Origin of the sequence: Prosthecobacter sp. (assembly GCF_044222345.1) — a bacterium.
Taxonomy (GTDB): Bacteria; Verrucomicrobiota; Verrucomicrobiia; order Verrucomicrobiales; family Verrucomicrobiaceae; genus Prosthecobacter.
Genome location: NZ_JBGANL010000014.1, coordinates 38242 through 51442 on the forward strand (window position 1 = coordinate 38242; position 13201 = coordinate 51442).

Consider the following 13201-nt stretch of genomic DNA (forward strand, 5'->3'; position numbering starts at 1 on the left):
TGTTCTTTACCCAAACCATGCGCCTGCTCGCTTTCCTTTTCCTCTCCACCGCCGTCTTCGCCCAGACCGAGGCGGATTTCGTCACCGGCACCCGCCAGCTCACCTTTGAGGGCAAACGCTCGGGGGAGGGCTACTTCTCCGCCGATGGCACCAAGATGATCTTCCAGTCCGAGCGCGAAGAAGGAAACCCCTTCTATCAGATCTACCTGATGGATCTCGAAACCGGCGACCAAGAGCGCATCTCCCCCGGCATGGGCAAGACCACCTGCGCTTGGATTCACCCGGATGGCAAGCGCGTCCTCTTCGCCTCCACCCACACCGATCCCGACTCCAAAAAGCTGCAAGCCGCTGAGTATGAGGAGCGCAAGAACGCCAAAGTCCGCCGCTACTCATGGGACTACGACGAGCACTACGACATCTGGGAATACTCGCTGGTGGACAAATCCCTCAAAAACCTCACCCACACCCGCGGCTACGATGCCGAAGGCGACTACTCGCCCGATGGCAAAAAGATCGTCTTCGCCAGCAACCGCCAGGCCTACGAAACCAAGCTCAGCAAGGAGGACGAAGAGCGCCTGAAGATCGACAAGCAGTACTTCATGGAGATCTACACCGCCGATGCCGACGGCTCCAATGTGAAGCGACTCACCGATGCCCCCGGCTACGACGGCGGCCCCTTCTTCAGCGCCGACGGCAAACGCATCTGCTGGCGCCGCTTCACGCCCAAGGGTGATGTGGCCGAAGTCTGGACCATGAACGCCGACGGCAGTGATCAAAAGGCCATCACCAAGCTCGGCGCCATGAGCTGGGCCCCCTACTTTCACCCCAGTGGCGAATACCTCATCTTCACCACCAACCTCAACGGCTTTGCCAATTTCGAGCTCTACATCGTCGATGCCGCTGGCAAGCACGCCCCCGTCCGTGTCACCACCACCGACGGCTTTGATGGCCTCCCAGTCTTCTCTCCGGACGGTAAAAAACTCTCCTGGACCAGCGGTCGCGGGGCAGGGGGAGCCTCCCAGATTTACATGGCCGACTGGGACCACGACCATGCCCTCACCGCCCTAGGCCTCAAAACCGATCCGCAGGCGCTCGTCGCCAAATCTCCCGAGCCCGATTTCGCTGCCACCGCTGCTGAAATTCGCCCCGAGGACATGAAGCAGCAGGTTACCTACCTCGCCAGCGATGCCCTCGGCGGCCGCCTCACCGGCACCGCAGGCGAAAAACTCGCCACCCAGTATGTCGCCGACGTCTTCCAAAAGATCGGCCTCGCCGCCATGGGCGATGACGACACCTACTTCGACAACTTCGATTTCACCGCCGGCGTCGCACTCGGCGAAGGCAATGAGTTGAAGCTCAGCGGCAGTGATTTGAAGGTCGATGTGGATTGGAAACCTCTCTCCTTCTCTCAAAACGGTGAAGTCAAACCCGCAGGCATCGTCTTCGCCGGTTACGGCATCGAAACACCCGACGAAGCCACCGGCAACGATGGCAAGAAAATAGAAACCTACAGCAGCTACGCCCACCTTGATGTGAAGGACAAATGGGTCCTCGTCTTCCGCTACCTGCCCGAAGGCATTCCGCAGGAGCGTCGCAACGACCTCAGCCGTTATGCCAGTCTGCGCTACAAGGCGCTCACCGCACGCCAGAAAGGCGCACGCGGTCTCATCGTCGTCAGCGGCCCAAATTCCAAAGTGGTGCAGCAGCTCTCGCCGCTCACGTTTGACGCCTCCCTCGCGACCAGCGGCATCGCCGCTATCAGCATCACCGATGCCGTGGGTGACAAGCTGCTCGCCAGCGCCGGAAAAAAGCTCAAGGAACTCCAGGACAAACTCGACAACGGCGATCTCATGGGCGGTATCGACTGCAAAGGTCTCACCCTCTCTGCCAACATCGTCATTCAGCAGGAGAAGAAAAAAGGCCGCAACGTCCTCGGCGTGCTGCCTTACAGTGACAAGCCCGATCCGCACGTCGCCCCGCTCATCGTCTGTGCGCACGTGGATCACCTCGGCAGCAGCGGCGGCTCCAACTCACGCGCGAAAGGCGATGAAGTGAACAAGATCCACCACGGCGCCGACGATAACGCCTCCGGCACCTCCGCCGTCCTCGAAATCGCCCAGTGGCTCGCCGACCTGAAAAAGCAGGGCAAGCTCACTCTCAAACGCGACATCATCTTCGCTGCCTGGAGCGGCGAGGAGCTTGGCCTCCTCGGCAGCAATCACTTCGTCGAGGTCTATGCCAAGATGATCAAGGGCGACCCCAACGCCAAGCTCACCGGCATGTTCGCCGCCTGCCTGAACATGGACATGATCGGCCGCTTCCAGAAGACGCTCGTCATGCAGGGACTTGGCAGCAGTTCCATTTGGGCCAAGGAAATCGAAAAACGCAATGCCCCCATCGGCCTGCCCATCACCACTCAAAACGACGCCCACCTCCCCACTGACAGCACCGCCTTCTATCTGCGCGGCATCCCCACGCTGAACGCCTTCACCGGCTCCCATGCCGACTACCACATGCCCAGCGACACCGCCGACAAGATCGACTACGTCAATGCCGCCAAGATCGCCAAGCTCATGGGCCTCATCGCAAGAGGCATCGCCACCACCGATCCTGCCCCCGACTACGTCGCCATGGAGGCGCCGAAAAACCAGGGCGCACGCACCGGCCTCCGCGCCTACCTCGGCACCATCCCCGACTACGCCCAGGGCGACATCAAAGGCGTCAAACTCAGCGGCGTTTCCCCCATCGGTCCCGCCGCCAAAGCCGGCGTCAAAGCCGGAGACATCATCATCAAACTCGGCGGCAAGGACATCACCAACATCTACGACTACACCTACGTCATGGGCGATCTCAAGATCGGCAAGGAAACCACCATCAGTGTCCAGCGCGATGGCAAGGAAGTGGAGATGAAGATCATGCCCGGCTCGCGCGATTGATCACGGCCTGAACATAAATTCCTTCGTGTTCAGCAGCGCCCAGGCCACATCCTGATTGGAAGCATCACTGTGTGCGATCACCGTCCGCTCCTTCTCCGTTGGCGCTCTCCCCAGCAGGCTCAGAAACATCTCCTCCGCGCTTCCAGCCTTGGCGCACGCCTTGTCCGTCTCCGTGCTGTTCATCATGAATCGCGCGATTTCATGCGAGAGCGGCGTCACGCTTTCATCCGTCCATTCACGCCTTCCACGCCCCAGCATGCGCAGCGGGTGTCCATCACCCGGCACCTCCGGTAGTTGCGCATCGTTTTCACCCGTCAGCGTTTTCCAGATCACTTCGGACGGCAGCCGTCGGATCTGCGGTGCTGGCGGCAGCAGGCATCTATTATAGGCATATTCATGCCCGATGCTCTCACGGCCATAGGAATCCGTCCTCGCCAGGATGCGCTGGTATTCGCCGATGCGTCCTCCGCACCTCAGAAACTCTTCCATCATCACCTTCGTGGCCTGGGAAAAATCCCCCGGTGAATTGATCTGCAGATCGATCCATGTGGTGACGCGACGTGACATGAAAAAGCAGTTTCCCCGTGTTTCCCGCCAGTTCGGCTCGTCATCCACTCCTCCCATCGTCGGGTCAATGATTTGTCCCGGCATGCCAAACATCTCCTTCCACACCCGCATCACCGCCACGAGGGCAAACCGTCTCGTCACCTCACCTTCCGTGATCCACTGGGTCACCTGCGCCAGCTTCTCTTCATCCCTCGGAACTGGCCTCCAGCTCCTGCTCAGCTTCAGTAGCGCCGGCTGCACCACATCCCCCGGCTTCGCGTTGGGATATTTGTAGTCGCGCGGCAGCCTCATCTCATCCTTGTCCGCAAAGCACGCCGCAAACTCATACGTCTCCATCTCTGTCCGGTCGCTGAACGGGTGGTCATGACACATGGCGCAGCGTGTGTCCACGCCCAGCACGCTGTAGGCGGTCTCCACGCTCGTCCGCATCGCATCGCCTCCGTCACGCCTGCTAAGGTGCCCGCCGCTGATCATCTGCGCAATGATTTCAGCATAAGGATAATCCTTCACCGCCGCCTCCCTCAGCCGTGCGATCATCTCCGCGTCCTCATCTCTCACCCGGAAAGCCTCTGCCAGCATGCGAAACCTCACCTCGGCACCGCCCGCCTCTCGCGTCAGCGCATCCGTCAGCCTCGCACGTTTTCCCGGCATCCGGTCCGCCACAAAAGCTCGCACCTCCTCCGGTCGCGGCAGCCGGCCCGCCAGATCAATGCATGCACGCCGTAAAAACACCGCGTCATCAGCCCTCGCCGGCAGAGTCCAGGAGCCTCCTGTTCTTAACAGACGCGGAAGATCCATTTCATAGTCATGCATCAGCGCCGCCTCCACCCGGGCCGCTGCATTCTCCGTCAGATCAGGCGCTCCCTCTCCAGGAGTGCAGCCCAGCAGCAAAAGACACGATACCAGAAGTTTCATGCTCCCTCCAACGTCCCACCCCGCAAGTTCTTAGACCCCGTCCCGTCGCGGAGGCTTGCGCAGGCTGTCCGACTCGCTAAGCATCCCGGCCCATGAAAATCCTCGTCACAGGCAAAGGCGGCCGTGAGCACGCCCTCATCACCGCGCTCAGCGAATCGCCGCAGAAGCACGAACTCTTTGCGCACCCGGGCAGCGACGCCATCGCCACCCTGGCCACCCGAGTGGAGGCTGCCAGCCTGCCTGAGTTGATTTCATGGATGAAGCAAAACAATATCGACCTCTGCATGGCCGGTGAAGAGGCCCTCCTCGTCAAAGACACAGGCCTCTCCAATCTCTGCGCCGAGGCCGGCATCCCCTGCTGGGGCCCCCGCAAGGAAATCGCCCAGCTCGAAGCCTCCAAGACCTTCGCCAAAAAATTCCTCAAGCGCCACGGCATCCCCACCGCCGACTTCACCATCTGCACCAACGCCGCCGAGGCCAAGGCTGCCCTCACGGAGCTCCCCATCGTGCTGAAGTTCGACGGCCTCGCTGCCGGCAAAGGCGTCGCCGTTTGCACTGCGAAGGATGAAGCGGAAGCCTTCGTCGATGACGTCATGGAAAAGCGTTGCTTCGGCTCCGGCGACCTCCTCGTCGAAAAATGCCTCACCGGCCCCGAGATCTCCGTTTTCGCCTCCGTCTGCGATGACAAATACCAGATCCTCATGCCCGCGCGCGACTACAAGCGCATCCGTGACAATGACCAGGGCCCCAACACCGGCGGCATGGGCGCCGTCGCCTCCCTCGAACTCGCCGACCCCGCCCTCATGCAGCGCATCGAACGCGAAATCGTGCAGCCCACCGTGCAGGGCATCTTGAAGGACGGCCTCACCTACCGTGGCTTCCTCTATTTCGGCCTCATGCTCACTCCCACCGGCCCTCAGGTCATCGAGTACAATTGCCGCTTCGGCGATCCCGAAGCCGAAGCCGTCCTGCCCATGGTTCGCGGAGATTTCGCCACCTATGCCTTCGAGGCCGCCAAAGGAAACCTGCAGCCCGACCTCATCCGCTTCGAGCCCGGCTGGAGCATCTGCCTCATCAGCGCCAGCGCCGGTTACCCCGCTTCATCTCGCAATGGCGATGTCATCTCCGGTCTGGAATCCGTCAGCGGCGCTCGCGTCTACCACTGCGGTACGAAGAAGAACTCCGCCGGCCAGTTCGAAACCAACGGCGGTCGCGTTCTCGCCATCGTCGCCCAGGGCGCCACTCGCGTCGAAGCTCGCGATAAAGCCTACGCCGAAAGCATCAAAGTGACCTTCGACGGCCTCCAGCGCCGCTCAGACATCGGCAAGATGCACTTTGAGTGACGCATATTTGCAGTTCGACAAAGGGGGCCGAGATATTAATATTTCCCCATGCCTGCCACACTTGAGGCTGTTGCCAAAGACGCGCTGGTGCTCACTCGCGATGAGTGGTTGCTCCTCGCGAGGCATTTGCTTGTCAGTGTGGAGCCGGAGCCTGCCCAAGACGTGGACGAAGCTTGGGAAGAGGAGATTGGCCATCGCATCGAGCGATTCGACGCGGGCTTTTCGCAAACAATTCCCGCCTCAGAGGTTTTTGCCCGTCTTGCCGCGATTGCTCCAAGACAATAAATGGAGGCGTTGAATTTCTTCCGGAGGCACTGAGTGAGGCAGAAGAGGCCACCCGTTACTACCAAGCCATTGCTCCTGAATTGGGGTTTCGTTTCCGCCAATTGCTTGAAGGCGGATGTGAAGCGATTGCCCGCACACCGTTGCATTGGAACGAGCGGCGCGGTGGTTTCAGACGGGTAAACTTGCGGGGTTTCCCTATTACATCGCCTATTTCATTCGAGGTCAGCGCATCATCATTGCGGCGGTGGCTCATGCAAGCCAGCACCCGGATTACTGGAAGAAACGTCCGGTCTCAGGCACCTGACTTCCCCATCCTCGCCAGCCTCTCATCACTCTCCAGATGACCGCTCCACCCAAAGTGGCACTGAAACTCAAAGCAGTCCTTCATCTGCTCAAACGCCCCTCTCCACTCCGCTTTGTTTGAGGCCACCGTGATCTCTGACGGCGTGAATCCCACAATCGGCAGGCGCTTCACCTCAAACGCATCCTTCAGCAGTCGCGTCTTCTTCCAGTTGAGCCCCATCAGTTGCGCGCTCACACAATCCACCGCCACCGGGTGGGTTCCCGCGATGATGACACCGCTCGCCACCGGATCACACGACATCGGCCCATCGCCATCACCGCCGATGATCCCGTCCACAATCGTCAGGTAGCGCAGCGGCTTCTCACGCCGCACGCCGCGTCCGTCGAAATAGAAGAAGCACTTGTGCAGGTCCAGGATCATCCGCCACGCCGTGTTGTTCCCATGCCAGTTGCCGGAACGCACCACTTCCTTCGTGTCACCAAACACCATTCGCCCCAGCTTCTTCAGTGGCACGAAAAGCTTGGAGAGGAAAAATCGGCCAAACAGGATCTTCTTCGCATTGCGCATCAGCGTGCCCTCCAGCGCTCGCTTGGCGGAGGACTCGGCAAACTGGTCTCCACCTTCCGCAGGCGTGCCCTCCGTGTGGCGCGGCAGCCAGTTCGTGCGTGGCGTCGTGCCCACCAGATTTTTCAGTGCCACCGTCAGCCCCACCTTCTTGTGCGTCTTCAACTTCGGCACATTGATCAGCACATCCGCATTCATCGGCGTACGGCAGATCCGGTACTCATGGTGCGGGTCCGTGTGCTGCCGGTTCGTCGTCGCAAAATCAAACGACGCCCCATACAGCTTGCCCAGCCCGGGATGCCCCAAAAACTCGCTTTCCTCATCCAGATGAATGTCCACCGCACCGGACGGATCACTCGGCAGCTCTCGTTTCGCGATCGTCACCCCGTCATCAATCGTCCACTCCTCGCAGCGCATGTCGAACAGCAGGAACGCCACCCCCGGAAACTCCCGCGTCAGGTCCGTCACCATGTCATCCAGCCGATGCAGCCGTCGGATTGTGGCAAAGGATGAATCACTCTGCGGCGCATCACACAGCGTCACGGAGCCATGCCCCTGCAGCTTCTTTGCCGCCCATCGCGCCACTTCACGCACCACCGCAGGATGCGTGATGATGGTGAGCCACCCGCCTTCATCCTCCGGCTTGCTCGCATTGTGTTCCTTGACCCAGTTCGGTTTGATCACCACGCGGTCACCGGGGGAGATAAAGTCCGCAGAAAGCTCCAGCGCGTTGATGGCATCCTCAATCTGCCGCCGCAGGGCGTCGGCATTGTCATAGCTGGCTTGGCCGTTGAAGATGGAAACCTTGGGCGTGCCGAACGAGGAAGGGGAGAGCGTGTTCACAGGAATGCGGCCTACTTAACGGCGTCAGGTTCCCTTTGCAACGCTCCCCTCTGTCCTCGAATCTCCGGCATGAAGTCAGTGACCAGACTCATGCGCATCCTGCTGCTGCTCGCCCTGTCGGCGCTGATCATCGGCATGCTATGGCTGTGGACTGGGCGCTTTCATACCACGAAGCCACGTCCGCTCGATCCTGCTTTCATACGGCTCACGCCGCTCGAAGTGTCCGCACTGCCCCTGGCCACCCGGTTTGACATGCCGATGGGTTCGGAGCGCGGAGCCTTCATCTACAATGCCCGGCCTTTTCGCATTGAGCGGCATCTCGGCGATGATTTGAACGGCATCGGCGGTGGGAACTCCGATCTGGGCGATTCCGTTTACGCGGCAGCAGCCGGGCGGGTGGTCTATACGGGCAGTCCCGGTCCTGGATGGGGAAAAATGATCCTAATCGCCCACCGGCTGCCGGACGGAGACGAACTCGGTCCCGTGGTCCAGACCATGTATGCCCATTTGGACTCGATCCGAGTGCAAGTCGGTCAGAATCTACAGCGCGGCCACGAGATCGGCACGGTGGGTACGGCTGAAGGTGCTTATTTGGCACACCTCCACTTCGAAGTGCGGCTCGGTCCTTATGTCAATCCTGGCCAGGGATATGCTGACACTCCCTTGAACCGCCTCGCACCTGAACAGTTCATCCGAGCACATCAAACGGCTGGCTCAGATATTCTGAACCCACCGCCAGAAAAAGACTGAAAACCACAAAAGATGATTTGAAGGACGGCCATTTGAATCCGTCATTCACCCTGTTCCTTCGATCCATGCGTTTGATCACTACATTTTGCTGCCTGCTTGCCCTGGTGACATCACCAGGACTTTCTCAGCCAGTGAAATCGACTCCGGTACAGATCACCTGCGAGACACTTTGCGGTGAATTGTTCACCTCGATCCGGATGGAGCCTGACAAGATGGTGATGCGGCTGGAGGAGGCGCTGGTCATCCATGAAGCCTGTGCCGGTGATATCGTGACAGCAGCGATTGATGCGGTGAATGCGGATCCAGCACGGGTGCGTAAGATTGTGGAGACGGCGATGGATCTCGCGCCAGCGCGTGCGGCCATGATTACGGCGGCGGTGAAAAACTACACGGCACCGGTCGTCGTGGCTGCCGCCGAAGAGCAGATGGAAGTGCGTCGCGCAGTCCTGCCCACTGCCGCTCCACCTCAGCCAATGGCTGGAGAACAGGTGCGGCGTGCAGAACTGCCGTTGCAAACCCGCAGCATTCCCATCGTCGAAGTGCGTCGTGCGGAGCTGGCTGCCCCTGCGGAGTTCAAGGAGCAGGAGCCTGCCCCCGCCCTGAACCTGACGGATGTCCCCCGGGCAAAGCCGGCGAAATAGCGGCTCAGACAGCTCGTCTTGCTACTGCTCTGGCGCATCGGTGATCCAGTCCACCTTGTGGGTCTTCACACGCCAGTGGAAAACGGCATAGATGGCAAGCGCACAGCACGCGGTGAGCGGCAGGCTCACCGCCAAAAACAGAGGTGACGCTTGAAAGAGGGTGCCACTCAGCACGACGCATACGGGCATCCCAAAAGCGAGGGGTGCCAGAAGCAGGTAGGCAAATGCATGCCCGAGCCGATGCCGTCTGCCAGGTCGGGACATCTGCTGCAGACGGTAGTAAATAAAGGCCGGGCGCATGAGGATCCAGCAAAGGGAGAGGATCACCACCATGCAAAGAATGACGGGCATGGCCTTAACATGGTTCAAGAGCACGCACAAAACCGCAGTCAGTGGCAGGGCGAGCGACAGACATGCGATCATCCGCGCTACCGTGACGCGGCAGGACAGGCGAAGAAGATCGTGCATGCTGACTGGCAGCCCGGTGAAAAGCGGCATTCCATGCTGGCCCAGGGGCCAGGAAAGCGTCGCGAGCGGGATCGAATTTGAAACGGGGAAGCTGAAACTCACCACTGCTATCGACGGCAGGAGGACAATCCAAAGCTCCAGCGTTTCCATGGCGATCCATGGCGTGGCCAACCTCAGCAGCGCATACGAGATCGGCAGCAGCAGCATGCAGATTTTCACCGCCTGCAGCCAGCGCTTCGTCCACCCTGCCTCCAGTCCGATGAGCACAGGGGCGAGCATGCGGTCTCGCTCAGGCAGCAGAGCGAAGAGGAGCCTCTCAATCCAGCCTTCCTGGACCAGCGGCCTTTGATCAGCAGCAGCTTCCTTGAGCGACTTCAAAGTTTGAGCGCTCTCCACCGCCGTATGCTCAGTGACGGCGTCATGTGTCTCAGAAGCTTGTTCCGCCTCGTCAGCCTGGGGTTGAGGTTGCGCGTCAGGCGTCAGTTGATCATACGTCCAGCCCAGAGACTCTGGAAATCGCCACCAGAACAGGCCTCCTGCGGCTAGGCAGGCCAGTGTCACCATGAGTGCGGTGGCGTTGTCTGCAGCGTGCATGGCCCATTGGGCTGGCAGCACCCAGGAGACGGGCACGCACACCTGCTTGATCCATGAAGGCAGCATATGCGCCAGTCCCGCATGTTTGTTTCCCACCCAGGCGTAGATCACCATGCATGCCCAGACACACAGAGCCAGGTTCCAGATTTTTCTCGGCAGCTGCGAGGCCGTGCTGGCAATGCTAAGGTGTTGGACGCACGCCAGCATGACGAGCCAGAGCATGAATCCCGTCCCTGCAATCTGTGGCCAGGCTGTCTCGACAGCGGGGAATCCGCTCCAAGCCCAGGCCGTCACCATCATGCGTGGCAGCAGTTTCAGCGTGCCGGCAAGAAAGGTCTGACGCGCCCACCGGCACATGTCCCGGCCAGCGACAGGCAGATGCCACAAAGCCACTGCTGTTGGGCTCGATTGCAGCAGCCAGTTGAAGCGCAGGCCTGACTGCCGGCTGGCCAGCATCACCGCGCCTGCCAGAATGAAGTCCCTCCACGCAGGCTCACGAAATGTTGGGATGCTCAGCCCGGCCAGCAGGCAGGTGAAAACGCAGATCACCGCTTCCCAGCCTGTGGCTTTCGAAAAGCTCTTGATGCGCGGCCATGGGCGCACATCGCTTGGTTCCATGGCCTTGCCTTTGAGCACCGCGGCGGCCATGCGACGGAGGCTTTTTTCCTGCTCAGGATGGTGGAAAAGCATGGCGGATGTTCAGCGCAGTCCGCGCAATACGTTTTCCTGCCCCTCCGGCGTGGCGCGGATCATTTCCTTCACCTTGGCGCTCGTCTCCCATAGCACGATCCGGCCCTGCCTGAGCACGCAGACATGATCGGAAAAGTCCGCCGCCAGATCAACCATCTGCGTCGTGTAAACAATCGTGCTGCCTTCGTCCGCCAGCCTGCGCGCGAGCCTGCGGAACACTCCCATCCCGATCACATCCATGCCCGAGGCGAAAGGCTCGTCCACAAGCCACAGCTCCGGCTCTACGGCGGCTGCGCAGGCCATGAAAGCCTTCCACAGCTGCCCCCGAGACAAGGTCATGGCGCTGCGGTTCAGCAGCGCCGCCATTCCTGTTTCCTCCAGTTGATGGGTCAGTTCTGCTTCTCGATCTTCCACCCGTGTTCCATACAAGGCGGCAAAGGTGGCGATGTTGGCGGCGACACTGCGGTCCATGAACATGACCGGCACATCCGGAGTGAACAGAAGACGTTTCCGCAGTTCCAGCCGTTCGCGGCTGAACACCTGGCCGTCAAAACGGATCAGTCCCCGGTCCGGAGCCAGGACGCCCCCCAGCAGGGACAGCAGCGTGGATTTGCCCGCGCCATTTTCTCCAAGCACCGCGATGATCGAGCTTGGCGGCACATTGAGGTTCACCTGATCGAGCGCGTCGGTGTGGTCGAAACGCTTCGACAAATCGTTAAGTTCAATGTGCATGCCGCTCCACTAGACCCAGGCCGGGCGGCTAGGTCAAGCAGCCACGCTGCCCGGCGGATTACTTTGCCGGAATCTCGTTCAGCGTATAATAACCCACCTTGTGCAGCAGAGGCAGCGTCTCAGCGCTCCGCACACCATCGAGATGCAGCTCATGAATGTGTCCTTTAGTGAGCGGGGAGATCGTCAGGTGCACGGATTTGCCGTCCGCAGCGACGGTGGCGGCGGTGATCTTGGGCAGGATTTCTGAGACTTCATCGCCGCCGTATTGTTCGCGATAAGCATAGGTGAACTCGCGCATGCTGTAGCTCTTCACATCGCTGGCGCTGGCCGGGTCCACGGGCTGCGTGAAGGTGACCTCAAAGCCGTCCGGCTTCGCGTGCATTTCATGCACTTCAAACGGCGTCTTCCCAGTCCATTCGCATTTCTCAAAACAGAAGGGCTTTCCACCGCGTGCGCCCCAGCCACGATCACTGCCGCCGACGAAGACTCGTCCTTCTTCATCCATGCGCCCGCCAACGATCCCGCTGGCAAACCCGCTGCGGAAGGGGATCACCACCCCCTGCTTGATGCCGTTCACCGTTTCGAGATAGACGCGGCTCAGATTGCTGTGGCTTTGATCCGCCACAAAAAGCTGCTTGCTGAAAGGGCCAAATTTGCCTGCGCTGAGATCACAGATGATGGCGCTGGCGGAGTTGCCGATCTTGCCGTGCACCAGATAAACCGCCGGCGGCAGCAGCTGCTTGATGCGCTCACGCTCCGTCACCATGCGGTCGGGGTCTCCACCCTCGCGTTTGTCTTTGCGGCCGCGGTCACCTTGAAAAGCTTCAGGCAGCGGATCGACCGGGCGCGGTCCCATGTTCGGGGCAAGGTCATACCAGACATTCCCACCGGGATGTCCCTGAAAGCTTCCTGGAACCAGATGCTGCAGCGTGCATGAGCCGTGCCAGGGCCCTTGATTGTCGCAGTAGTACACTTCGCCATCCGCATCAAAACCGATGCCCCCCGGGCTGCGGATGCCCGAGCACGTCGGCACCAGGGTGCCGTCAGGTTTGATCCGCAGCGCCCAGCCACGAAATGGCACCGCACTGCTGAAGGATCCCGTCAGGCACAGCGTCACCCAAAGATCCCCCGCTTTGTCAAAACGGCTGCCGATGGCATACTCATGGTAGTCGCCGGAGACGCCCCAACTGTCGTTCACATTTTCAAACACATCGGCGCGGCCATCATGGTCGGTGTCCTTGAGACGCGTGATCTCATAGCGCGTGGTCGCATAGAGGTTCTTGTCCTTGGGATTGTAGGCAATGCCCAGCACCTCATGCAGGCCCGAGGCAAACAGCTTGTAGCTCACGTTGGAGACATCATTGCTGCCAGCACCGCTGACGATCCAGATCTCACCTCGGCGCGTGCCGAGCGCAAGCTTGCCATCCGGCATCAGGTCGATGGAGCCCACCTCCATCGCCGTCTCCTTCGGTGTGTTAAAAGTGGTGATCTTGTAGAAATCAGCTTCCACCGGATCAGCGGCGAACAGTGGTGAGCAGAGCAGGGAAAGAATGAAAAAGCGTTTCATGG

10 protein-coding genes are annotated in these 13201 nt (G+C 60.2%); 5 read left to right on the plus strand and 5 right to left on the minus strand.

The window, feature by feature from the left end; all coding sequences use genetic code 11:
* The first annotated feature begins 17 nt into the window (after window positions 1-17).
* Window positions 18-2936, plus strand: a complete 2919-nt coding sequence (locus tag ACILSL_RS09900) for a M28 family peptidase (RefSeq protein WP_395731858.1) — start codon at window positions 18-20, stop codon at window positions 2934-2936.
* Here ACILSL_RS09900 and ACILSL_RS09905 read toward each other — a convergent pair whose 3' ends face one another.
* Window positions 2937-4418 carry a DUF1549 domain-containing protein gene (locus ACILSL_RS09905; protein ID WP_395731859.1) on the minus strand — a complete coding sequence of 494 codons (1482 nt, stop codon included), beginning with the start codon at window positions 4416-4418 and terminating at the stop codon, window positions 2937-2939.
* 92 nt (window positions 4419-4510) lie between these two features.
* Between ACILSL_RS09905 and purD the strand changes: the two genes are divergently transcribed.
* Together purD and ACILSL_RS09915 are read left to right on the plus strand one after the other, a co-directional pair.
* Window positions 4511-5761, plus strand: a complete 1251-nt coding sequence (purD, locus tag ACILSL_RS09910; protein WP_395731860.1) for a phosphoribosylamine--glycine ligase — start codon at window positions 4511-4513, stop codon at window positions 5759-5761.
* A 48-nt stretch (window positions 5762-5809) separates the two neighbouring features.
* The gene (locus ACILSL_RS09915; RefSeq protein ID WP_395731861.1) at window positions 5810-6046 is read left to right on the plus strand and encodes an addiction module protein; all 237 of its coding nucleotides are present in this window, start codon (window positions 5810-5812) and stop codon (window positions 6044-6046) included.
* Between the two features lie 292 nt (window positions 6047-6338).
* Here ACILSL_RS09915 and ACILSL_RS09920 read toward each other — a convergent pair whose 3' ends face one another.
* Window positions 6339-7757, minus strand: a complete 1419-nt coding sequence (locus tag ACILSL_RS09920) for a DUF362 domain-containing protein (RefSeq protein ID WP_395731862.1) — start codon at window positions 7755-7757, stop codon at window positions 6339-6341.
* A 90-nt stretch (window positions 7758-7847) separates the two neighbouring features.
* On the opposite strand from ACILSL_RS09920, the gene ACILSL_RS09925 reads away from it, so the two are divergent.
* Window positions 7848-8507: a M23 family metallopeptidase gene (locus ACILSL_RS09925; protein WP_395731863.1), complete on the plus strand. Its 660-nt coding sequence runs from the start codon at window positions 7848-7850 to the stop codon at window positions 8505-8507.
* 131 nt (window positions 8508-8638) lie between these two features.
* Window positions 8639-9148, plus strand: a complete 510-nt coding sequence (locus ACILSL_RS09930) for a hypothetical protein (RefSeq protein ID WP_395731864.1) — start codon at window positions 8639-8641, stop codon at window positions 9146-9148.
* A 21-nt stretch (window positions 9149-9169) separates the two neighbouring features.
* On the opposite strand, the gene ACILSL_RS09935 is transcribed toward ACILSL_RS09930, so the two are convergent.
* From ACILSL_RS09935 to ACILSL_RS09945, 3 genes are read right to left on the minus strand one after another with little or no spacing between them, the layout of a single operon-like run.
* The gene (locus tag ACILSL_RS09935) at window positions 9170-10900 is read right to left on the minus strand and encodes a hypothetical protein (protein ID WP_395731865.1); all 1731 of its coding nucleotides are present in this window, start codon (window positions 10898-10900) and stop codon (window positions 9170-9172) included.
* A 9-nt stretch (window positions 10901-10909) separates the two neighbouring features.
* The gene (locus tag ACILSL_RS09940; protein ID WP_395731866.1) at window positions 10910-11632 is read right to left on the minus strand and encodes an ABC transporter ATP-binding protein; all 723 of its coding nucleotides are present in this window, start codon (window positions 11630-11632) and stop codon (window positions 10910-10912) included.
* A gap of 58 nt (window positions 11633-11690) precedes the next feature.
* A complete protein-coding gene (locus ACILSL_RS09945; protein ID WP_395731867.1) occupies window positions 11691-13199 on the minus strand; it encodes a hypothetical protein in 1509 nt (502 codons plus the stop codon).
* Between the last annotated feature and the right edge of the window lie 2 nt (window positions 13200-13201).

Bases quoted from the DNA above. Each gene is read 5' to 3' on its own strand.
- ACILSL_RS09900 (WP_395731858.1), top strand. From the start codon at position 18: ATGCGCCTGCTCGCTTTCCTTTTCCTCTCCACCGCCGTCTTCGCCCAG.
- ACILSL_RS09905 (WP_395731859.1), bottom strand. From the start codon at position 4,418: ATGAAACTTCTGGTATCGTGTCTTTTGCTGCTGGGCTGCACTCCTGGA.
- purD (WP_395731860.1), top strand. From the start codon at position 4,511: ATGAAAATCCTCGTCACAGGCAAAGGCGGCCGTGAGCACGCCCTCATC.
- ACILSL_RS09915 (WP_395731861.1), top strand. From the start codon at position 5,810: ATGCCTGCCACACTTGAGGCTGTTGCCAAAGACGCGCTGGTGCTCACT.
- ACILSL_RS09925 (WP_395731863.1), top strand. From the start codon at position 7,848: ATGCGCATCCTGCTGCTGCTCGCCCTGTCGGCGCTGATCATCGGCATG.
- ACILSL_RS09935 (WP_395731865.1), bottom strand. From the start codon at position 10,900: ATGCTTTTCCACCATCCTGAGCAGGAAAAAAGCCTCCGTCGCATGGCC.
- ACILSL_RS09940 (WP_395731866.1), bottom strand. From the start codon at position 11,632: ATGCACATTGAACTTAACGATTTGTCGAAGCGTTTCGACCACACCGAC.
- ACILSL_RS09945 (WP_395731867.1), bottom strand. From the start codon at position 13,199: ATGAAACGCTTTTTCATTCTTTCCCTGCTCTGCTCACCACTGTTCGCC.